We start from the raw sequence: 21,507 nt of genomic DNA, 5'->3' as shown, positions 1-21,507 counted from the left end.
CTTGCGAGAATGTACCACGAAGAATGATTCATCCACGCTCAAACGCGGGCTTAGTGCCCGGCATATCCGGTTCATGGCGTTAGGTTCCGCCATTGGCACGGGCTTATTTTATGGTTCTGCCGAGGCCATCCGCCTGGCTGGCCCCGCTGTATTACTCGCTTATTTGGTTGGTGGCGCTGCTGTATTTATGGTGATGCGCGCACTGGGTGAAATGGCGGTGCATGATCCGGTTGCGGGCTCTTTTGGCCACTACGCCAGCCGTTATCTTGGCCCACTGGCAGGTTTTCTGACCGGTTGGACATATACCTTTGAGATGATCATCGTGGCGCTAGCCGATGTCACGGCATTCGGTATTTATATGGGGTTGTGGTTCCCGGATGCGCCACAATGGGTTTGGGTGCTGAGTATTATTTTCTTTATTGGTGCGCTAAATCTGTGTTCAGTCAAAGTTTTTGGTGAAATGGAGTTCTGGCTATCACTGTTAAAAGTGACTGCGATTATTGTCATGATTGCGGCAGGGCTTGGCATTATGATGTTTGGCTTTGGCGCAGGTCATGAGAGCACCGGAGTCAGTAATCTATGGTCTCATCAAGGATTCATGCCAAACGGCATTGCGGGGGTGATTGCCTCATTTGCTGTAGTGATGTTTGCTTTTGGTGGCATAGAGATAATTGGGGTGACGGCCAGTGAGGCGAAAGACCCGGCAAAAGTATTACCACGCGCGATCAATACTGTCCCAGTGCGTATTTTACTGTTCTATGTTTTGACCTTATTTGTTTTGATGGCGATTTATCCGTGGAACAGTATTGGACAAAACGGAAGTCCTTTTGTTGAGATTTTCAGTAGCTTAGGGATCAGCTCTGCTGCAAACATTCTAAATCTGGTGGTTATCACTGCCGCTATTTCAGCGATCAATAGTGATATTTATGGTGCTGGCCGCATGATGTATGGCATGGCGCAGGAAGGGTTGGCACCTAAGTGCTTTAGCCGTTTAACCCGCAACGGTGTGCCATGGATGACCATTTTAGTTATGGCGGTTGCGTTACTATGTGGGGTAGTGCTGAATTATCTGATTCCGAAAAATGTGTTCTTGATTATTGCCTCAATTGCGACCTTTGCGACTGTCTGGGTGTGGCTAATGATACTAATCTCACAAGTGGCGATGCGCCGCTCAATGAGCAAAGAAAATGTTGCCCGTCTCGCCTTCCCTGTGCCTTTCTGGCCAGTAGCACCTATTCTCACCATCATCTTTATGGCATTCATTATTGCGGTTCTGGGATATTTCCCTGATACCCGGATCGCCATGTATGTTGGCCTGGTTTGGGTAACATTAATGACGCTAGCTTGGTGGGTTTGGTTGCGTAAAGCACCTGCTCATATTATTGCAGAGCAAGTGGAAAGCAGCGAAGCATAACCGTGATAGTCTCAAATCAGGCCACGGATAATACTATCATTATGTGTAGCCTGATTTATTTTCAGATAGGGGGTTGCGGTGGTGTATTGAGCACCAGCTTTTGGTGTAGCTCCAACGCCATACTCTCAAGACGAGTGGTTAATTGATTGGTAAGGGTGGTTAATTCGGTATTTTGGCGTAGTAATTCCAGCATTATCTCGGAATTTTGGGCTGCTATCTTTTGTCGCTCTTCATTAGCGATAGCCAAGGCTTCACGGTGTTGTGCATCGGCATCGGAATGGGCTTTATCGCGCTCTGCCTGACGAGTTTGAGCTAGCAAAATAAGTTGTGCAGCATAGGCCGCCTGTAAACTGAAAGCCAAATTAAGCAGAATAAAGGGATATACGTCAAACTTGACCACACCCAGTATATTCAATCCAATCCATACCACGACAATCAGTGTTTGTGCTCCGAGGAAAACCGGCGTGCCAAAAAAACGGGCAAAGGCTTCTGCTTTCAGCGCAAACCAACCATTACCGAAAGGGTTAGACAGATGCTCATGAGGGCGATGGAAACGAAGGTAATCTACTTTTCGCTGGTGTGCGGATTGTTGTTCGACCACCGGTTCAGTCGTTTTCATAGAATCTCATCCTGCAAGTGAGCGGCTCTGGCACGAAAGAACCGCAATAAAGTTAAACAAGGTTATTTAACACTATAGTGAAATGAGATGGATAGTGGGGAATTAAGCTGTTTAAGGTTGTTTCTCTGACAGTAATAACTGGATGTTAATTTTATTAATATCGCGCTATATACCAAGTTAATACTTTGCGTTTAAAGTAACAGCATGACAGATGGTGATAAAGTGACCTTAATAATGAAAATTATATATCTACGGAGTAATTACTCATGCCAGCTCTAGCCATTAAGCGGTGGATTAAACGGATTGTACTGGTCTTGGTGGTCATTTCAGTGACCATACTGGCGATAAGAATTTATGACACACAACGTGGCCCGAAGCTTGAGCTTTGGCATACGTTTGTCCCCCATGACATGCGCGCAGCTGAAATTGATAAAGCCAATTGGGCCGATTACATTACAGCTGAAAACAAGATTTTTGATGAAGTTCGGACCAATGTTACCGAGAAACTGGAGCCAAGCACTCAGGTTCCATTAAACCGCTATTATTCTGGTAGCTCGATTTATCCACCTCATTTTAAAAATGACTGGAACCGTTCTTATATTCTACAACCCGATGGTAAACCTAAAGGTGCGGTCGTATTGCTGCATGGCCTGACTGATACCCCTTACAGTTTGCGTCACATTGCTGAAAATTATCGTCAACGTGGGTATGTTGCTGTTGGTATTCGTTTACCTGCACATGGCACTGTTCCTGGCGCCTTGACCGATGTTGAATGGCAGGACTGGTTAGCAGCTACACGGCTGGCTGTTCGTGAGGCCAAAGCGCTGAGCGGCCCCGATTTGCCACTGCATGTTGTTGGTTTCTCTAACGGGGGAGCATTGGCAATGAAATATACGCTGGACTCCCTGGAGGACCCAAAACTGGCAAAACCTGAACGGGTTATCTTGATATCCCCAATGATTGGTGTAACAAGCTTTGCACGTTTTGCCGGTGTTGCGGGTTGGCCAGCTATCTTCCCAGCCTTTGCAAAAGCGGCTTGGTTGGGGATTGTGCCTGAGTTTAACCCATTCAAATATAACTCATTCCCGGTTAATGCTGCTCGTCAGTCTTATTTGCTAACGTCTGTGTTACAGCAGCAAATAGCACGTGATGCCAGAAACAATAAAATGGATGAACTACCGCCAATTTTGACCTTCCAGTCATTAATGGATTCAACGGTCAGTACCCGTGCTGTTGTCACAGCCCTCTACAACCACTTGCCGAAGAATGGCAGTGAGGTGGTGCTGTTTGACTTAAACCGTGCGGCTAGTTTCGGTCCACTACTGAGAACATCTTCTTATACGGCTTTGGCCCGTTTATTGCCGCCGCCACCGCGTAATTACAGCGTAACTGTTATTAGTAATGTTTCGCCGCAGAGTAATGAAACCGTGGCATTAACTACACTGGCGGGTCAAACCAATGAGACTTCAACGCCAACCGGGTTGATTTATCCACCGGATATCTTCTCGTTATCTCATGTGGCGTTACCATTCCCAATGAGTGACTCACTTTATGGACGTTATCCTGAGCCACGTGATCAATATGGTATCAGCCTGGGGACGTTCGCTGCACGCGGTGAGCGGGCCGTCTTGGTGGTTGGATTGGATTCACTGATGCGTATTTCATCGAACCCATTCTATTCATATATGTTGCAGCGGATAGATGACAAGATAGACGCTCCAGCTAAATGATTGTTTTTATAAATGACGGTTTTTCCAAAGAATAGTGTTTCTAAAGCCCCCAATTTGGGGGCTTTTTCATAATGAGTGCCATACTTTCAAATCATACATGCTCTTCATGTTTATTGACCCTGAAAGGAAAGCACTATGTCTATCGAAAAAGTGGTATATCGTGCCAAAGCCAAAGCGACGGGTGGCCGTGATGGTCGGGCAACATCCTCGGATGGCGTATTGGATGTAAAATTAGGTGTCCCTAAAGAGATGGGCGGAGCAGGAGGGGCCGTGACGAATCCTGAGCAGTTGTTTGCTGCGGGATATTCTGCTTGTTTCCTTGGAGCCTTGAAATTTGTGGCATCAAAAGAAAAGGTGAAAATACCCGATGACGCCAATATCGAAGGAACTGTTGGCATTGGTGCTATTCCGACGGGATTTGGCATCGAGGTTCAACTGGATATTAGCTTGCCGGGTGTTGAGCGTAGCGTAGCAGAAGATTTGGTGAAAAAGGCCCATGTTGTTTGCCCATACTCCAATGCAACCCGTGGCAATATTGATGTCACATTAAATATCAAATAAATCATCACCCTCACTCGCCAGCCCATGAGAGTTATCTTGTGGGCATATACTTTTTTCCCATATTAATCGATAAATCAGCAGATATCTCCTGCCTAGACTCTGCGTTAGCTCGAAGACTCAACCACTAAAAATGGTTAAGATAACTCTTGTAGCTGAGATCAATAGCGTGCTTATTAGTTTTGCACTGAACCTGAGGAGGGGTTCACTGTCTGATTGATTCACACCGCAAATAGTGTCTTTGGAGACCTTGCGTTATATGGACAGAGTTAAATTTTTATCCCAACAAAGTATTTCTTTGTTGTTGGCAGTTTATATTGGTGTTTTCCTGAATATCTCTGTCTTTTATCGTCGTTTTGACACCTTTAGCCAAGGTATTCAAGGCATAAAAGTCGTGTCTGCTATCATCGAAGTGATGGCGATTATTCTGTTTACTTTTTTTGTCATGCGCGTTATTTCCCTCGGTGGCCGGTGGTTTTATCGCGTAGCTGCAACCCTTTTGGTGCTGATTTCTGTTGCAGCTAGCTATTACATGACTTTTTTCAATGTCGTGATTGGCTATGGCATCGTCATTTCCGTCTTGACCACAGATACCGATCTTTCGAAAGAGGTCATCGGGTTACATTTTGTCATCTGGATGATTGTGGTCAGCGCACTACCTTTGTTGCTTATCTGGAAAAATACCTTGCGGTTTACCTTACTGGAGCAATTTCGCACTCCGGGCCAGCGCCTCAAACCCCTATTATTGATGGTGGCGGTTGTCGCATTGGTTTGGTTACCGATTCGCTATCTGGATAAAGTACAGCACGCAGATGAACAACTGAAAACTGTGGACTTACCGAGTTATGGCGGGGTGGTTGCTCACTCTTATCTGCCCTCTAACTGGTTGGCTGCATTGGGTTTATACGCTTATACACAATACGACGAAAAGTATGATGCAGCGACATTGTATGATCCCGCAAAACACCATACTTATGTTGCTCCCGCTGGTATTGATGACACTTATGTTGTCTTTATCATTGGTGAAACCACCCGTTGGGACCACATGGGGTTGCTGGGATATTCACGCGATACCACCCCGCGCCTAAGTAAAGAAAAGAATTTAGTCGCTTTTCGTGGCACATCTTGTGATACCTCTACCAAACTTTCATTGCGCTGTATGTTTGTGCGGGAAGGGGGAACAGAAGAAAATCCACAGCGCACACTGAAAGAGCAAAATGTGTTCGCAGTGCTGAAATCCTTGGGTTTCACGTCTGAATTGTTCGCGATGCAGAGCGAAATGTGGTTCTACAATAATGCGAACGTCGATAATTATTCGTTCCGGGAATTGATTGCCTCTGAGAAACGTAACGATGATAAGCCAGTAGATGACATGCTGCTGGTCGACGAACTGAAAGAGTCACTTGGGCGTTATCCCGTTGGTAAGCATTTAGTGATATTGCATACCAAAGGTTCACATTATCTCTATTCTCAGCGTTACCCCCGCAGCTATGCCCGCTATCAGCCTGAATGTATGGGAGTTGATGATTTTTGCAGCAAGCAGCAATTGGTGAATGCTTTTGATAACAGTGTGTTGTACACCGATTCCTTTATTGCGAATGTGATCGATGAAATGCGCGATAAGAAAGCGCTGGTGTTCTATGCCGCAGACCATGGGGAGTCTATCGACGATAACTCCCACTTCCACGGTACGCCACGGGAGATGGCGCCGCCGGAGCAATTCCGTGTGCCATTGATAGTTTGGGCCTCAGATAAGTATCTGGCACAACCGGTGAATCTCACGGCTTTTGAGCAACTGCAAGCCGAACAGCGTATCGGCAAAAGTCACCGTCAGGTTGAGTTGTTTGACTCCGTCATCGGATGTTTAGGTTATACCTCACCCGATGGCGGAATTAATGCAGAAAATAACTGGTGTCAGGCTCCGGCACGGCATATTCAGCCTAATTAATAAAGGATCATCTGATATAGGGTGATTTTTGATACCAATCGCAGTGTTACCCTAATGTTACGGTATACTTCAGCCTAATTCCCCCGCCGGCTGGAGTCTTCCGTGACTTATCGTGTTGCCTTTATTGATGATCACGACATCGTGCGCTCAGGTTTTGCTCAATTACTTTCTCTGGAGGAAGATATCCAGGTTGTGGGTGAATTCAGCTCCGCGAAGCAGGCCAGAGCTGGATTACCGGGCTTACAGGCGAATATCTGTATTTGTGATATTTCCATGCCTGATGAGAGCGGGTTAGATTTACTGAAAGATCTCCCCTCAGGAATGGGGGTTATTATGCTTTCGATGCATGACAGCCCGGCGTTAGTTGAAATGGCGCTAGAGCGCGGCGCACGTGGGTTCTTGTCTAAACGTTGTAAGCCCGAAGATTTGGTTAATGCTGTTCGCACGGTGGGCAGTGGCGGGGTGTATCTGATGCCGGAAATTGCCCAAAAATTAGCACGCGTTGCGGTTGATCCCTTAACTCGTCGTGAGCGAGAAGTTGCTGTGCTGTTGGCGCAAGGTATGGATGTGCGTGATATTGCCGAGGCACTCGCTCTGTCACCGAAAACAGTTCATGTCCATCGCGCTAACTTATTTGCCAAACTCGGTGTCAATAATAATGTTGAGTTAGCCAAGCAGGTATTGAATCTATGATGCAGCGTGTGATTATGCTGCTGGCATTATTATTTATTTATACCACTGCCGCTTTCTGTTTATGGTCCGTTGGTACTCAACTGGTTGATAGGCCGCTACAGGCCATGCTGTTGTTCCCTTTTGGCCTGCGTATGGGCATTTTATTACAAAGCCCACGGCAATACTGGCCCGGGATTTTGTTGGGTGACGCACTACTCTGGTGGCTGCTAACCGATCAGTTTGGCTACCCCGAGTTATTGTGGTTCTCTATTCCTCTCCTGTTGGCGACCACCTTGTTGGCCGTTTTCACCTCCCCTTGGTTATTGCGTAATCAGAAAAGTGACAGCGAATGGAAATGGCCCTTGATGCAGGGCGCTGTTATTTTTAGTGCGGCGTTGATACAGGCCTTGGGGTGGCAAATTGCCAGTCAGCAGGGGGCGATGGCATTATTATTGGGGTTGGTTGGCGGTTTTACCATCGCACCTATTTGCTTGTTATTGTGGCATTATCTGGCGCGCCAGATCTGGGCTCCATTGGAGCCTGGGTTAATACATAAACCAATTAACCTGCGTTTGAATCATATTATGTGGTACTTGCTGTTGTTTGCCCTGAGTATTTGGCTGCAATATCATATTACTGAGTCGGATTTATATTTATTTGCGCCTTTCTGTCTGGCGATTCCCATTGTATTTATGTCCTACCGCTATGGCTGGCAAGGGGCGGTAGTGGCCACTCTGCTTAATGGCATGGTGTTATTGATTATTACTCCGGCAGAGTTAGATTCTCACCGTGATTTGTTGTTATCACTATTAGCACAAAGCTTAACGGGTTTATTACTCGGGGCTGGTATCCAGCGGCAGCGGGAATTGAATGAACAATTACAAATACGGCTGAATGAAAACCGTGAACTCGCCAAAGCGTTGGTCGTAGCTGAAGAGCATGCCCGGCGTGATGTCGCGCGCGAGTTACACGATGAGGTTGGGCAGACTGTGACGGTTATTCGTACCCAAGCCAGTATTATCAAGCGGTTAACCACACAACCCCAAGTTTCGACCAGTGCCGAAATGATAGAAACTCTGGCTTTGCGAGTTTACGACGGTGTTCATGATATTTTGGCGAAGTTATGGCCCGCAGCATTAAATAACCTTCCTTTATCCGCTGCTGTTGCGACATTGATACGAGAGCTTATTCCACAGGACCAGTCGGTAGTCGGAGTGCTTAATTGGCAGCTCGATGATTCTCCGATAGATGAAACCTTGAAAATTACGCTATACCGCATCTGTCAGGAGGGAGTCACTAATGCCTATCGCCATGGGGGCGCGAGTCGGATTGAGATTAATGCTAAGCAGGATAAGCAGAAGGTATATTTGACCATCCGCGATAACGGTAAAGGCATAGATTTGGCGACATTAACGCCAGGTTACGGCTTGCGCGGCATGCAATCGCGTGTAAGTGCATTAGGGGGAAGCTTTAGTCTCAGTGTGGATCATGGCACCTGCTTAAGTGTGATCCTGCCCACAAATTCTTTGCCAGCTAAGGAAAACTAGGAAATATTCTCGTTTTCTGCAGGTATTTTTCTCATTGGTTTTGTATGCACGAGGAACATGATGACTCTACTTGATAAATTTTCTGAGGTTCACATGTGGTCTTTCCTCAAAAGTCGCGATAACGTACCAGTGGTAACGGATCAAGCGCAAATTGACTCGTCTTATAAATACTGGCGTATTCAATTAATGTGGACGATGTATATCGGCTACGCTGCTTTTTATTTTACCCGTAAAAGCTTCAACTTTATTATGCCGGCCATGCTCAGCGATTTGGGTCTGACAATGTCAGATGTCGGGATTTTAGGTACGCTGTTTTATATCACCTATGGTTGTTCCAAGTTTATTTCCGGGATGATCAGCGACCGCTCAAATCCACGTTACTTTATGGGTATCGGGCTGGTCATGACTGGGATTATTAATATCCTGTTCGGGATGAGCTCTTCATTACTGGTATTTGGCACTTTGTGGATAGTTAATGCATTCTTCCAAGGGTGGGGCTGGCCGCCATGCTCTAAAATATTAACTAGTTGGTATTCCCGCTCAGAACGCGGTAGCTGGTGGGCAATGTGGAATACATCACATAACTTTGGTGGCGCATTAATTCCCTTGCTGGTTGGTTTTATTTCTCTGCACTTTAGCTGGCGCTACGGCATGATTATCCCCGGCATTATCGGGGTGGTCGTTGGTTTACTGATGTGTTGGCGACTGCGAGATAAACCCAGCACCATGGGGCTGCCAAGTGTGGGTAAGTGGCGTAATGATGCCATGGAGCTGGTGCAAGAATCTGAAGGCCAGGGGCTTTCAAATAAAGAAATTGTAAAGCGCTACGTGTTAACCAATAAATATATCTGGTTGCTGGCGGTTTCCTATGTCCTGGTTTATATCGTCCGCACCGCGATCAATGACTGGGGAAACCTCTATTTGACGCAAGAGAAAGGCTATTCATTAATGACGGCCAACTCGGCAATTTCATTATTTGAAGTGGGCGGATTTATCGGTTCACTGGTCGCGGGTTGGGGGTCAGATAAGTGGTTCCGTGGGAACCGTGGGCCGATGAACTTAATATTCGCCATTGGTATTTTCCTTTCTGTCGCCTCATTGTGGATTATGCCTGGGGTCAGTTATGTCTTGCAGGCCGGATGTTTCTTTGCCATTGGTTTCTTTATTTTTGGCCCACAGATGCTTATTGGTATGGCTGCCGCTGAATGCTCACATAAAGATGCTGCAGGGGCTGCTACCGGTTTTGTTGGGTTATTTGCCTACTTAGGTGCAGCCTTATCAGGCTACCCTATTGCTCGCATTATGGAGATTTGGCACTGGAATGGTTTCTTTGTAGTTATCTCCATTGCTGCCTGTTTATCTGCTTTCTTCTTGTTGCCATTCTTGCGGGCGCAATCACCGCAGTTGAAACAAGCTGAAGCTTAAAGTATGACGGGTATAACCGTGGGTGATGCTTTTAACAACAGTCACCCGCGAGTTGTTAAAAAGTGATTGACGGCCCAGACGCGTAGCAGTAAGATGCGCCCCGATTCGGCGAGTAGCGCAGCTTGGTAGCGCAACTGGTTTGGGACCAGTGGGTCGGAGGTTCGAATCCTCTCTCGCCGACCAAATTTAAGAACTCTGATAGCAATGTCAGGGTTTTTTTTTCGTCTCTATCTTTTGTCTCCCGGCGACATCTCATTTAATCTCATTGCATTCAATTTAAAATTATATTTATATTATCAATAATCTTATTTTATCTCATATGTATTACCAATTTCTGACGATACATGTTTTTTATTCTTCTAATATATTATATATATTTCATCGTGTTGACTTTGTTTTATTTAAAACCGCTAATTGATATCGGTTTCATCGGTGATGTGACCAATATGATAACCACGAGTAACTAATATAATAACCATATTAACTATTCTATAAGAGGAATAATATGATTTTCATCAATGAGAATAACAGAAGAAAATTATCCGCATTACCACTTTCTATCATGCTGTCGTTATGTGGAATGTCCGTATCTCATGCCGCTAATATTATTGCTGATGAGGCCGCACCTGCTGGACAGCAAGCGGATATAAAAATAGAGTCCAATATGTCTTTGTCAGTCCCCTGTCGCTCTATCATGGGTTGTGGTGAAACCACCACAATAAATATCCAGGCACCAGATACAAATGGATTATCGCATAATAAATATACTAAATTCGATGCGCCTCATTTTCAGGATGTTGTTATCCTGAATAATAACTTAATCAAAGAGATTAATGGCAACCCGAATCTGGAAAAGACAACGGCGAAGATTATTTTTAATGAAGTAAGATCCTCGCATGCAAGTCAATTAGCAGGAAATATAAGACTCTCAGGTCAAGATGCCCATGTTATTATTGCTAACCCTTCGGGTATTAATTGTAATGGGTGCTCATTTACCAGTATGCCTCATCTGACCCTAACAACAGGAAAAGCATATTTCAGTAATAATAAGCTACAAGGTTTTAATGTCATTGGTGGAGACATTACTATTAATAACGGAGTATTAAATAACCTCGGATTAAGTCATAAAGGGCAAGATAAAGATCCCGCCTATCTTGATTTGTTTGCTAACTCATTAAAAATAAGAGGTAAAATACAGGCGGATGATCTCTTTATTATTGCGGGGAAAAATAAAATAAGAGTGGCATCCCCGGGTGAGAAAATGGGGTTATCACCGCTAGTCGCTTATTTGAGCACCCCTGATTATTTTGATAGTGTTGATGTCCGTGAGATGGGAGGAATGTATGCTAACAGAATACGCATAATTGCTGAAGGTAATATAAACAATGGCAAACATATCGAATCAACTGGCGCACTCCAAATGGTCACTAGAGGGAATATCAACAATTCTCTGGGCGGGGCGATTACCGGCAGGACAGTACAGCTATACAGTGGTGGCATAGTCCATAATTTACATGGGAAGATAAAAGCTAATATCTCTAGTAATACGTCAGGTGTTTATATAAATGCCGCAGGTTTGAACAATGATGAAGGGAGGATACAGACGCATGGTGGAAGTATAAATATAGTTCTTGATAGCCCGATAGAAAATAACAATGGTGATATATCTATTGTCGGTAAAACAAAAACAAAACAGTTGAAAATTTAATGTTAATCGCCTTGTATTAAAGCCACCTTAAATAATTACGTGGATGTTTTTAAATTAGCCACTCCTCGTGGCTAATTTTCTGTTGGCATTATTCAGTCATGGCTTAATTTAAATGGAGTTTACTGCATGAGATTGATAACAATAAATGAGGTAATTTCAAAATACCATAATAATGCATGGATAATTACCGCCTTATTTATTCTTTTGGTTGTGATATCTAATTTCCCCCTCGCTGCTTATGCGAATATTAACCAAGCTCAAGCCGCTATATTAGAACAACAACACAGAGATTTAAAAAAGAGTCTTATACCACCACTGAAGCATGCACAGATGGATAACCGACCTGTTGCAGCAACAGAAGCAGGTTATTCAGATGACTCGTCATGCTTGGTTATTCAGCGCGTAAAACTGATTAATATTGATGCCTTCCCTAATGCAGGGCGTTTAATGCAATGGGCAAAACAGGTTCAGGGCAGTTGTTTGGATGAGAAAGGGTTATCGTCATTGCATAATACACTCCAGTGGCAACTGGTTGCTGATGGTTATATCACTTCACAAGTGACTTTCACTGAAGACAGCTATGTGGAGGGTACTCTATTCCTGACCTTAATTCCTGGCAGACTAAGCGATATTGGTCACCATGAAGATAGCGATAGCTATGCTCAGTTAAATACCGTATTCCCTGGTAGGCAAGGTGATATGGTTAATTTGCGTAACCTGGAGCAGGGATTAGAAAACTTGCAGCGCCTGCCTTCAGTGAATGCGACGATGGATGTGGTGTTAAATCGTGAGGATTTAACGAGCCGAATTGTGGTGAAACGCCAGCAATCGCGATTTTGGCGGATCAATACTTTTCTCGATAATGCGGGGCATTATGCTGTCGGCCGCTATCGTGCGGGTGCAACATTATTTTTAGATAACCCATTATCATTAAGTGATTTAGCTTATTTCTCTGCTGGACGTGATCTGGATAATCATCATGATAAAGGCAACAGTAATTTTTCCCTACATTACTCTGTCCCTTTTGGTCATTGGCTATTGAGTATGACGGGCAGTCAAGGAGGCTATTATCAATCTTTGTTGATAGACAATAGTGCGTTTAAATATCACTCACGTTGGCGAACACTGGATATACAAACTCAACGGTTACTAACGCGAGGCTACAATTATAAAACGGTGGGCCACACAGGGGTATTAATACGAAAATCCAACCGTTTTTTTGCCGATTCAGAAGTGGAGATTCAGCGGTCGGATACTGTTGATTGGCAACTCGGATTGCAACATATCTATTATGCTCGCTGGGCGACTATGAGAGGCGGGGTTAATTATCAGCAAGGCACCCAATGGTTTGGTGCACGGCCATCACCGGGTAAAGAGTTATTTTCAGCAAGTAAGCTGATTAATTTCACCGCTTCACTGGATATTCCTTTTATATTGGGGGAGCAGCGTTTTCATTATCAACCGACATTTAGCCAGCAATATACTCGTTCAAATATCGCGATACAGGATAATTTTTCTATTGGTGGGAGAAGTTCAGTACGCGGATTCGCCACCGGTAGGGCACTTGTTGGGCCACAAGGATGGTTTTTAAAAAATGATATTGCCTGGATAAATCAGCAGTTCGCCAACCAACTGTATGTGGGGGTGGATTATGGCGAAGTGAGTAAAAAAGGGGGGCAATTTTTATTAGGTAACCGCTTAGTCGGGGGAGTGTTGGGCATTCGGGGCAGTTATCATCAATTTGGCTATGACTTTAATATCGGTTTACCACTTGATAAGCCGAGGGAATTGAGTACTGACCCTATGGTATTTGGTTTCGTGGTGAACTGGCAATATTAGCTTTTATATATAATGGTTCAACATAATTAATATATAGATGTTGTATTTTTAAGGTTGTAGTTATGTATTAATTATTTGAGTATTAAAATCACTTTATTTTCCATAAAACAGGTGAATTAAATGATTAATACACGTCAATGTTCTGAGTGTAATATTAAAAATAGCATAATAATATTACATTGTTTTTTATACTTCACCATTCCATTATCACAAGCTGAAATTATTGTTGATAAAAATGCTCCTTTACATCAACAGCCTGGTGTGTCTTCAATATATATAAAATGGAGTGAAATACATTGCAAGGCATTAAATGCAAATTGCCGTGGTGCTAATTATACTACGATAAATATCCAAACCCCTAATGAACACGGTATATCACATAATAAATATGTCCAGTTTGATGTCATAAAGGGGGCTGGATACGATAAAGTATCACTTAATAATTTTCTCTCATCGGCTGCAACAGGGAATCCAAATTTAACAACAGTACCAGCAAAGGTTATTCTCAATGAAGTCACGTCAAGTCATCGGACTCTGTTAAATGGTTCTCTGATTGTTGCAGGTGAAAAAGCACATATCATCATCGCTAACCCAGCAGGGATTCATTGTAATGGTTGTAATTTTAGCAACACTGACCATGTGACGTTAACGTCAGGATCGGCTGTCCTATCAGGTAATTATGTTCGCGGATATAATGTTACTGAGGGAATAATCGACATTGGGAGCGATGGTTTAACGTTTATTGATAATACTGATACTTATCTGGACATTTTTTCACGTTCGCTAAATATAGGTGGCGAAATAAGAGCGAATGATATTTTGTCTATTATTGGCAAACATGCGGTAAGTTATGCACCCATAGGTGGAAATGTCAATATAAGTTCGTTAGCTGGATTTACCTCCAAGAATAAAGATAATGTTGGCATAGATGTTAATCATTTAGGAGGAATGTATGCAAATAAGATTTTTATATTCTCCAGAGATGGTGGTGTAAAAAATTCTGGTGTTATTCATGCAGATAAAACAATCAATATTACATCAAACAGATTTATTATAAATAATGGCGGGATCTCTGCTGAGAATATTAGGCTGCGCAGCTTGGCGTTAATTGATAATCAACAGGGGACAATAAAAAATATAAAGAATTTTTCGGGTGTTGAAACCAACGAAAAATTAGGGATTAACATAGTGGGAAAAATAATTGATAATAAAAAAGGTTATATTTATTCAAATGTGGGAAATGTTGTTATCGATGCGAAGGGTAAATTCTACAATGTTTATGGTCTGGTAAAGACGATGGGTTCATATGGCCCAGCTGATATTAAAATTAAGTCTAAAGCAGTCCATAATTTTAATGGAGTAATAACAACGACAAATAATATCTCAATCAATACAGATAATTTTAAAAACAATCAAGGAAGGGTTGTCAGTGCTTTTGGTGTAGTGAATTTGCGCTATAAAACACTAGAGGACACAACAGGAGTATTACACGGGGGTATGGGGGTTAAAAAAACCATTAAGTAACAGAGAAAATGTGTTTTTTATCTTACTCATCACGCTACGCACTGGTTTGGGGCGCTATGATGGTGCCTGCTGGCTGTGAGCGATATTCTCTCCGGCTCAGCCAAATGATTAAGCGAGTTTTTCGCTTTTTTAACAGCACGCAAAATGTTTGAGATTCCGGTTGTGTGTGACAAGTTTCACGTCACTTATCGGCTGTCACAGCCGCATTTCTCTCTATTTTCTATCGTTATTACAAAAAAATCTGAACAGATAATCCTCATTTAGCAACAAAGTTTTTTCGTTTGTCATTAGCTGTTACAACTGCTTTATTTTGCTTAGCCAGTTTATACCGCTGGATTATTCCTAATAGCATAAATTTTAATGCTGATAATGTTAATGGAAAGTTTTTTTTATGTTTGCATGCTGTTTCTCATTGTCTTAATAAATCCATTCAGACCGTATTGACGTTGCCACCAACTGTTGCCAAATTGGTACCCTCAGGGGTAGTAATCGAGAGCAATTTGGGGTTATTTCATACATTCTACATTGCTGTCGGATAGCATTTATCCGGCATCTCAATCCCGCATCCCTGCGGTAAATAGGCCAAAACGGTACAGTCCACTGACTAAAAAATTATAGGGCCTGGCCGTACACACAACACACATCACCATAATGGAGCACAAGCGATGACGATTTCCTTGGGAAAAACAGGGATACTGAAATTCGGTATTGGGCTGATTGCACTGACCGTAGCGGCCAGTGTACAAGCGAAGACACTGGTATATTGTTCTGAGGGCTCTCCGGAAGGTTTCAACCCACAGCTTTTCACCTCTGGCACAACTTATGATGCAAGCTCGGTTCCTATCTACAACCGTCTGGTTGAATTCAAACTCGGCACCACCGAAATTGAACCCGGTCTGGCTGAAAAGTGGGAAATTAGCGAAGATGGCAAAACTTACACTTTCCACCTGCGTAAAGGCGTGAAGTGGCAAGATAATAAAGACTTCAAACCGACCCGCGATTTCAATGCTGACGATGTGATTTATTCCTTCATGCGTCAGAAAGATGATAAACATCCGTACCACAAAGTCTCTGGCGGCAGCTATGAATACTTCCAGGGTATGGGTATGGGTGATTTGATCACCAATATCGTTAAAGTTGACGACAACACAGTGCGCTTCGAGCTGGCGCGTCCAGAATCTCCATTCCTGGCTGATCTGGCAATGGACTTTGCGTCAATTCTGTCTGCTGAATATGCTGACAACATGCTGAAAGCGGGCACGCCGGAAAAAGTCGATTTGAACCCAATCGGCACCGGCCCATTCCAGTTACAACAGTACCAAAAAGACTCCCGCATTCTGTACAAAGCCTTTGATGGCTACTGGGGCACTAAACCGAAAATTGATCGTCTGGTCTTCTCTATTACGCCAGATGCGTCAGTCCGTTACGCGAAATTGCAGAAAAATGAATGTCAGGTTATGCCGTACCCTAACCCGGCTGACATTGCCCGCATGAAAGAAGACAAAACCATCAACTTGATGGAGCAACCTGGCCTGAACGTCGGTTACCTCTCTTTCAACGTTGAGAAAAAACCGCTGGATAACGTCAAGGTTCGCCAGGCGCTGACCATGGCGGTTAACAAGCAAGCTATTATCGATGCAGTTTATCAAGGTGCTGGTCAAGCGGCCAAGAACCTGATCCCACCAACAATGTGGGGCTACAACGATGATGTGAAAGACTATGCTTACGACCCAGCTAAAGCGAAAGAGTTGCTAAAAGAAGCCGGTCTGCCAGAGGGTTTCGCCATCGATCTGTGGGCAATGCCAGTTCAGCGCCCGTATAACCCAAATGCGCGCCGTATGGCTGAAATGATCCAGTCTGACTGGGCGAAAGTGGGCGTGAAAGCCAAAATTGTGACTTACGAGTGGGGCGAATACCTCAAGCGTGCCAAAGACGGCGAGCATGAAACGGTGATGATGGGTTGGACTGGGGACAATGGGGATCCAGACAACTTCTTCGCGACCCTGTTCAGCTGTGATGCGGCCAAACAAGGTTCTAACTACTCCAAGTGGTGTTATAAGCCGTTTGAAGACGTGATCCAGCCAGCGCGTGCTGAGTCTGATCATGACAAACGTGTCGCACTTTACAAACAAGCTCAGGTTGTTATGCATGATCAAGCGCCAGCGCTGATTGTTGCTCACTCAACCGTGTATGAGCCAGTGCGTAAAGAAGTGAAAGGCTATGTTGTTGATCCGTTGGGTAAACACCATTTCGAAAACGTGTCCCTGGATTAATTTTAACCTGTTAGTCGACCGGTGAATGTGTGTAAAAGCATGTTCACCGGTTTCGCATTTAGGTTAAGACAGATACAGATGTGAGCCATATAAGCCTGGTTGCCCACGAGCAGCCCGGCATTCTACACAGAGAGTTCGGGATATGTTGCAGTTCATACTCCGACGTTTGGGGTTAGTTATCCCAACGTTTATCGGCATTACTTTGCTGACCTTCGCTTTTGTCCATATGATCCCCGGTGACCCGGTGACCATCATGGCTGGGGAACGCGGTATCTCCACCGAGCGCCATGCTCAAATCATGGCGGAAATGGGGCTGGACAAGCCTCTTTATCAACAATACTTCCATTATGTGAATGGCGTATTACATGGCGACCTCGGTATTTCGCTGAAAAGCCGTATTGCTGTCTGGGAAGAATTTGTTCCCCGCTTTAAAGCGACACTGGAACTTGGGATCTGCGCGATGCTGTTTGCAATCGCCGTAGGTATCCCGGTCGGGGTGTTGGCGGCAGTCAAACGCGGTTCAATATTCGATCACACCGCCGTGGGGATCTCCCTGACCGGCTACTCAATGCCCATTTTCTGGTGGGGCATCATGCTGATTATGCTGGTTTCGGTGCAATGGAACCTGACCCCAGTCTCGGGGCGAGTCAGCGACACGGTATTCCTCGATGATAGCTTGCCATTGACCGGCTTTATGCTGATTGACACTCTCATTTGGGGTGAGCCAGGCGATTTCAAAGACGCCGTGATGCATATGATTTTGCCCGCTATTGTCTTGGGCACCATTCCCCTCGCGGTGATTGTGCGAATGACCCGTTCCTCAATGCTGGAAGTCTTGGGCGAAGATTATATCCGCACCGCGCGTGCTAAAGGCCTGAGCCGTATGCGCGTGATTGTGGTTCATGCTTTGCGCAATGCCTTGCTGCCGGTGGTCACCGTGATTGGCTTGCAGGTCGGCACCATGCTGGCGGGTGCGATTTTGACGGAAACCATCTTCTCCTGGCCGGGATTAGGACGCTGGTTGATGGATGCTTTGCAACGCCGCGATTACCCGGTAGTACAGGGTGGGGTATTGCTGGTCGCGATCATGATTATTTTAGTTAACTTGCTGGTAGATGTGCTCTATGGCGTAGTTAACCCGCGTATTCGTCACAAGAAATAAGGGGCGCAGAATGTCTCAACTTACTGAGTCGACAGTAAAAAGTGCGCCGAAGCCGATGACTCCCTTGCAGGAGTTTTGGCACTATTTCAAGCGCAATAAAGGGGCTGTTATCGGCCTGTTTTACATCATTATTATGCTGGTAATTGCTGCGGGTGCCACCTGGCTAGCCCCACATGGGCCAGCAGAGCAATTTCGCGATGCATTGCTGAAACCACCAGTTTGGGAAGAGGGCGGTAGCTGGAAATTCATTCTCGGCACAGATGATGTGGGGCGCGATGTCTTGTCCCGCCTGATGTACGGTGCCCGACTTTCGCTGTTAGTGGGCTGCCTGGTGGTGGTGTTGTCACTGGTGATGGGCGTCGTTTTCGGCTTACTGGCCGGTTATTTTGGCGGCATAGTGGATGCCATCATCATGCGCGTTGTTGATATCATGCTGGCACTGCCAAGTTTGTTACTGGCATTGGTCTTGGTGGCGGTATTTGGGCCTTCGATTGTGAACGCTTCATTGGCGCTCACCTTTGTGGCCTTGCCGCACTATGTGCGTTTGACGCGAGCCGCCGTGCTAGTTGAGGTCAATCGCGACTATGTCACGGCCTCTCGAGTGGCCGGTGCCGGTGCGATGCGCCAGATGTTTATCAATATTTTGCCAAACTGCCTTGCGCCGTTGATCGTGCAGGCTTCTCTCGGCTTCTCTAACGCCATTCTGGATATGGCGGCTCTCGGCTTCCTCGGCATGGGTGCGCAACCGCCAACACCAGAGTGGGGCACCATGCTCTCTGATGTGTTGCAGTTTGCTCAAAGCGCCTGGTGGGTCGTGACCTTCCCCGGTGTGGCGATTCTGCTGACGGTTCTGGCGTTTAACCTGATGGGGGACGGCCTGCGTGATGCTCTCGACCCCAAACTCAAGCAGTAACAGAGGTAGAGAGAGATGGCACTTTTAAATGTAGACAAATTGTCGGTGCACTTTGGTGACCAAGGCGCGCCGTTCAAAGCAGTAGACCGCATCAGTTACAGTATTGAGCAAGGTCAGGTGATCGGGATTGTGGGTGAATCCGGCTCCGGTAAATCAGTCAGCTCATTAGCAATCATGGGGCTGATTGATTATCCCGGCAAAGTGATGGCCGATAAGCTGGAATTTAATGGCCGTGACCTGACCAAGATTTCTGAAAAAGAGCGGCGTCAATTAGTGGGCGCGGAAGTCGCGATGATCTTCCAAGACCCGATGACCAGCCTTAACCCGTGCTATACCGTCGGTTTTCAGATAATGGAAGCACTGAAGGTACATCAGGGCGGCAATCGTAAAACGCGTCACCAGCGGGCGGTGGATTTGCTGACATTGGTCGGTATTCCCGATCCGGCTTCACGTTTGGATGTGTATCCGCACCAACTTTCGGGTGGGATGAGCCAGCGGGTAATGATTGCGATGGCCATTGCCTGTAAGCCAAAATTGCTGATTGCTGATGAACCGACTACCGCGCTGGATGTGACTATTCAGGCGCAAATTATTGAATTGCTGCTGGAATTACAGCAGCGCGAAAATATGGCCCTGTTGCTGATTACCCATGATCTGGCATTGGTTGCTGAGGCGGCTCATCATATTATTGTGATGTATGCCGGTCAGGTAGTGGAAACCGGTAAATCGGCGGAAATCTTCCGTGCTCCTCGCCATCCTTATACCCAAGCACTGTTGCGGGCATTACCGGAATTTGCGCAGGATAAAGCGCGGTTGGCATCCTTGCCGGGTGTGGTTCCGGGGAAATATGACCGCCCGGAAGGCTGCTTGCTTAACCCGCGTTGCCCGTATGCGAATGATCGCTGCCGCCGTGAAGAACCTGAACTGCTGGGGCCAGCGGGGCGTCAGGTTAAATGCCATACACCGCTCGATGATGCGGGGAGGCCGACCCTATGAGTCAACCTATTGAAATGAAAAATGAATCACCGGCAACCAAACCACTGTTGCAAGCCATTGATTTAAAAAAATACTATCCGGTCAAAAAAGGGTTATTTGCCCCGGAGCGGTTGGTTAAAGCGCTGGACGGTGTTTCGTTCACTTTGGAGCGCGGCAAAACGCTGGCGGTGGTGGGGGAGTCCGGTTGTGGTAAATCCACCTTGGGCCGCTTACTGACGATGATAGAAATCCCCACGGGTGGTGAGCTTTACTACCAAGGTCAGGATTTGCTTAAGCCCGATGAAAGCGCGGAAAAACTGCGCCGCCAGAAGATCCAGATTGTGTTCCAGAACCCCTATGGTTCCCTGAACCCGCGTAAGAAAGTGGGGCAGATTCTGGAAGAGCCGCTGCAAATCAATACCAAACTTAGCAGCAAAGAGCGCCGCGAAAAAACCTTGGCGATGATGGCCAAAGTTGGGCTAAAAACTGAGCATTATGACCGCTATCCGCATATGTTCTCCGGTGGTCAGCGCCAGCGTATCGCCATTGCGCGTGGGTTAATGTTGAACCCTGATGTGGTGATTGCCGATGAGCCAGTATCTGCGCTGGATGTGTCAGTGCGGGCACAGGTATTGAACCTGATGATGGATTTACAGCAGGAACTGGGGCTGTCGTATGTCTTTATCTCTCACGATTTGTCAGTGGTTGAACATATTGCCGATGAAGTGATGGTGATGTACTTGGGGCGTTGTGTTGAAAAAGGCAGTAAAGCGGCTATTTTCAATAACCCGCGCCATCCTTATACGCAGGCATTGTTATCCGCCACACCACGGCTGAATCCGGATATGCGCCGTGAGCGTATTAAGTTGACTGGTGAGTTGCCTAGCCCAATGAGTCCACCGCCAGGTTGCGCGTTCAATGCGCGTTGCCGCCGGGCGTTTGGCCCATGTACACAGTTGCAACCACAACTGAAGCAGTACGGCGACCAAATGATAGCCTGCTTTGCCGTTGATCAGGATGAAGCGGAAAAAGTGAGTTAAAGCAGGCATAGCGTCATATAGCATCACTAAAAACGTCGGTTATCCGGCGTTTTTTATTGATTATCAGTATCTGGTCGGCTGGAAATTAATAAAATAATTAGCCTGTAAATAATAACATGTTAATTATTTGCAGGTGAATGATATGGTAATGAAATAACGT

At 45.5% G+C, this 21,507-nt stretch carries 16 protein-coding genes and 1 tRNA gene; 16 read left to right on the top strand and 1 reads right to left on the bottom strand.

The genetic code is table 11. The features are described from left to right. Nucleotides 1-73 precede the first annotated feature (73 nt). Nucleotides 74-1,414 (top strand): amino acid permease, encoded by a 1,341-nt coding sequence (locus DX162_RS06325; RefSeq protein ID WP_115155847.1) that lies wholly within the window; start codon nucleotides 74-76, stop codon nucleotides 1,412-1,414. A 61-nt stretch (nucleotides 1,415-1,475) separates the two neighbouring features. On the opposite strand, the gene DX162_RS06320 is transcribed toward DX162_RS06325, so the two are convergent. Further along, complete coding sequence (locus tag DX162_RS06320; protein ID WP_004388896.1) at nucleotides 1,476-2,033, bottom strand: DUF1003 domain-containing protein; 558 nt, start codon at nucleotides 2,031-2,033, stop codon at nucleotides 1,476-1,478. A 266-nt stretch (nucleotides 2,034-2,299) separates the two neighbouring features. Here DX162_RS06320 and DX162_RS06315 point away from each other — a divergent pair, with 266 nt between their 5' ends. From DX162_RS06315 to dppF, 15 genes are all read left to right on the top strand, one after another. After that, the gene (locus DX162_RS06315; protein WP_004388897.1) at nucleotides 2,300-3,763 is read left to right on the top strand and encodes an alpha/beta hydrolase; all 1,464 of its coding nucleotides are present in this window, start codon (nucleotides 2,300-2,302) and stop codon (nucleotides 3,761-3,763) included. A 135-nt stretch (nucleotides 3,764-3,898) separates the two neighbouring features. Further along, on the top strand, nucleotides 3,899-4,324 hold the full coding sequence (locus tag DX162_RS06310; protein ID WP_004388898.1) for an organic hydroperoxide resistance protein: 426 nt from the start codon (nucleotides 3,899-3,901) through the stop codon (nucleotides 4,322-4,324). 256 nt (nucleotides 4,325-4,580) lie between these two features. Next, on the top strand, nucleotides 4,581-6,269 hold the full coding sequence (gene eptB / locus DX162_RS06305; protein ID WP_098081040.1) for a kdo(2)-lipid A phosphoethanolamine 7''-transferase: 1,689 nt from the start codon (nucleotides 4,581-4,583) through the stop codon (nucleotides 6,267-6,269). A gap of 102 nt (nucleotides 6,270-6,371) precedes the next feature. Next, nucleotides 6,372-6,962: a response regulator transcription factor UhpA gene (gene uhpA, locus DX162_RS06300; protein WP_032819077.1), complete on the top strand. Its 591-nt coding sequence runs from the start codon at nucleotides 6,372-6,374 to the stop codon at nucleotides 6,960-6,962. Further along, entirely contained in the window at nucleotides 6,959-8,488 is a 1,530-nt protein-coding gene (gene uhpB / locus DX162_RS06295) for a signal transduction histidine-protein kinase/phosphatase UhpB (RefSeq protein WP_032819078.1), read from the top strand. Before uhpA ends, uhpB begins: the two co-directional genes overlap by 4 nt. A gap of 93 nt (nucleotides 8,489-8,581) precedes the next feature. Further along, nucleotides 8,582-9,913 carry an MFS transporter gene (uhpC, locus tag DX162_RS06290; protein ID WP_004388901.1) on the top strand — a complete coding sequence of 444 codons (1,332 nt, stop codon included), beginning with the start codon at nucleotides 8,582-8,584 and terminating at the stop codon, nucleotides 9,911-9,913. A 106-nt stretch (nucleotides 9,914-10,019) separates the two neighbouring features. Continuing rightward, a tRNA-Pro gene (locus tag DX162_RS06285) sits at nucleotides 10,020-10,096 on the top strand. A gap of 322 nt (nucleotides 10,097-10,418) precedes the next feature. Beyond that, nucleotides 10,419-11,621 (top strand): two-partner secretion domain-containing protein, encoded by a 1,203-nt coding sequence (locus DX162_RS06280; RefSeq protein WP_004388902.1) that lies wholly within the window; start codon nucleotides 10,419-10,421, stop codon nucleotides 11,619-11,621. Between the two features lie 126 nt (nucleotides 11,622-11,747). Further along, nucleotides 11,748-13,460 carry a ShlB/FhaC/HecB family hemolysin secretion/activation protein gene (locus DX162_RS06275; protein ID WP_098081043.1) on the top strand — a complete coding sequence of 571 codons (1,713 nt, stop codon included), beginning with the start codon at nucleotides 11,748-11,750 and terminating at the stop codon, nucleotides 13,458-13,460. A 120-nt stretch (nucleotides 13,461-13,580) separates the two neighbouring features. Next, on the top strand, nucleotides 13,581-14,984 hold the full coding sequence (locus tag DX162_RS06270) for a two-partner secretion domain-containing protein (protein WP_098081044.1): 1,404 nt from the start codon (nucleotides 13,581-13,583) through the stop codon (nucleotides 14,982-14,984). A gap of 665 nt (nucleotides 14,985-15,649) precedes the next feature. Then, a complete protein-coding gene (gene dppA / locus DX162_RS06265; RefSeq protein ID WP_004388906.1) occupies nucleotides 15,650-17,257 on the top strand; it encodes a dipeptide ABC transporter periplasmic-binding protein DppA in 1,608 nt (535 codons plus the stop codon). 142 nt (nucleotides 17,258-17,399) lie between these two features. Continuing rightward, entirely contained in the window at nucleotides 17,400-18,419 is a 1,020-nt protein-coding gene (gene dppB, locus DX162_RS06260; RefSeq protein WP_032819080.1) for a dipeptide ABC transporter permease DppB, read from the top strand. A 10-nt stretch (nucleotides 18,420-18,429) separates the two neighbouring features. Further along, nucleotides 18,430-19,332 (top strand): dipeptide ABC transporter permease DppC, encoded by a 903-nt coding sequence (gene dppC / locus DX162_RS06255; RefSeq protein WP_004388908.1) that lies wholly within the window; start codon nucleotides 18,430-18,432, stop codon nucleotides 19,330-19,332. Between the two features lie 15 nt (nucleotides 19,333-19,347). Beyond that, nucleotides 19,348-20,328: a dipeptide ABC transporter ATP-binding protein gene (dppD, locus tag DX162_RS06250; protein ID WP_004388909.1), complete on the top strand. Its 981-nt coding sequence runs from the start codon at nucleotides 19,348-19,350 to the stop codon at nucleotides 20,326-20,328. A 14-nt stretch (nucleotides 20,329-20,342) separates the two neighbouring features. Next, on the top strand, nucleotides 20,343-21,347 hold the full coding sequence (gene dppF, locus DX162_RS06245) for a dipeptide ABC transporter ATP-binding subunit DppF (protein ID WP_004388910.1): 1,005 nt from the start codon (nucleotides 20,343-20,345) through the stop codon (nucleotides 21,345-21,347). The last annotated feature ends 160 nt before the right edge of the window (nucleotides 21,348-21,507 follow it).

The organism is Yersinia kristensenii (assembly GCF_900460525.1).
In the GTDB taxonomy this organism is placed as follows: Bacteria; Pseudomonadota; Gammaproteobacteria; order Enterobacterales; family Enterobacteriaceae; genus Yersinia; species Yersinia kristensenii.
The sequence above is the reverse complement of the archived record's forward strand: the minus strand, read 5'-3'. Positions and strand labels throughout refer to the sequence as shown.

What these genes read in the sequence shown, in the direction of transcription:
- DX162_RS06270 (WP_098081044.1), top strand. Translation starts at nt 13,581, where the DNA reads ATGATTAATACACGTCAATGTTCTGAGTGTAATATTAAAAATAGCATA.
- DX162_RS06315 (WP_004388897.1), top strand. Translation starts at nt 2,300, where the DNA reads ATGCCAGCTCTAGCCATTAAGCGGTGGATTAAACGGATTGTACTGGTC.
- DX162_RS06325 (WP_115155847.1), top strand. Translation starts at nt 74, where the DNA reads ATGGCGTTAGGTTCCGCCATTGGCACGGGCTTATTTTATGGTTCTGCC.
- DX162_RS06275 (WP_098081043.1), top strand. Translation starts at nt 11,748, where the DNA reads ATGAGATTGATAACAATAAATGAGGTAATTTCAAAATACCATAATAAT.
- dppB (WP_032819080.1), top strand. Translation starts at nt 17,400, where the DNA reads ATGTTGCAGTTCATACTCCGACGTTTGGGGTTAGTTATCCCAACGTTT.
- DX162_RS06310 (WP_004388898.1), top strand. Translation starts at nt 3,899, where the DNA reads ATGTCTATCGAAAAAGTGGTATATCGTGCCAAAGCCAAAGCGACGGGT.
- uhpB (WP_032819078.1), top strand. Translation starts at nt 6,959, where the DNA reads ATGATGCAGCGTGTGATTATGCTGCTGGCATTATTATTTATTTATACC.
- uhpC (WP_004388901.1), top strand. Translation starts at nt 8,582, where the DNA reads ATGTGGTCTTTCCTCAAAAGTCGCGATAACGTACCAGTGGTAACGGAT.
- DX162_RS06280 (WP_004388902.1), top strand. Translation starts at nt 10,419, where the DNA reads ATGATTTTCATCAATGAGAATAACAGAAGAAAATTATCCGCATTACCA.
- dppD (WP_004388909.1), top strand. Translation starts at nt 19,348, where the DNA reads ATGGCACTTTTAAATGTAGACAAATTGTCGGTGCACTTTGGTGACCAA.
- eptB (WP_098081040.1), top strand. Translation starts at nt 4,581, where the DNA reads ATGGACAGAGTTAAATTTTTATCCCAACAAAGTATTTCTTTGTTGTTG.
- dppC (WP_004388908.1), top strand. Translation starts at nt 18,430, where the DNA reads ATGTCTCAACTTACTGAGTCGACAGTAAAAAGTGCGCCGAAGCCGATG.
- dppA (WP_004388906.1), top strand. Translation starts at nt 15,650, where the DNA reads ATGACGATTTCCTTGGGAAAAACAGGGATACTGAAATTCGGTATTGGG.
- DX162_RS06320 (WP_004388896.1), bottom strand. Translation starts at nt 2,033, where the DNA reads ATGAAAACGACTGAACCGGTGGTCGAACAACAATCCGCACACCAGCGA.
- dppF (WP_004388910.1), top strand. Translation starts at nt 20,343, where the DNA reads ATGAAAAATGAATCACCGGCAACCAAACCACTGTTGCAAGCCATTGAT.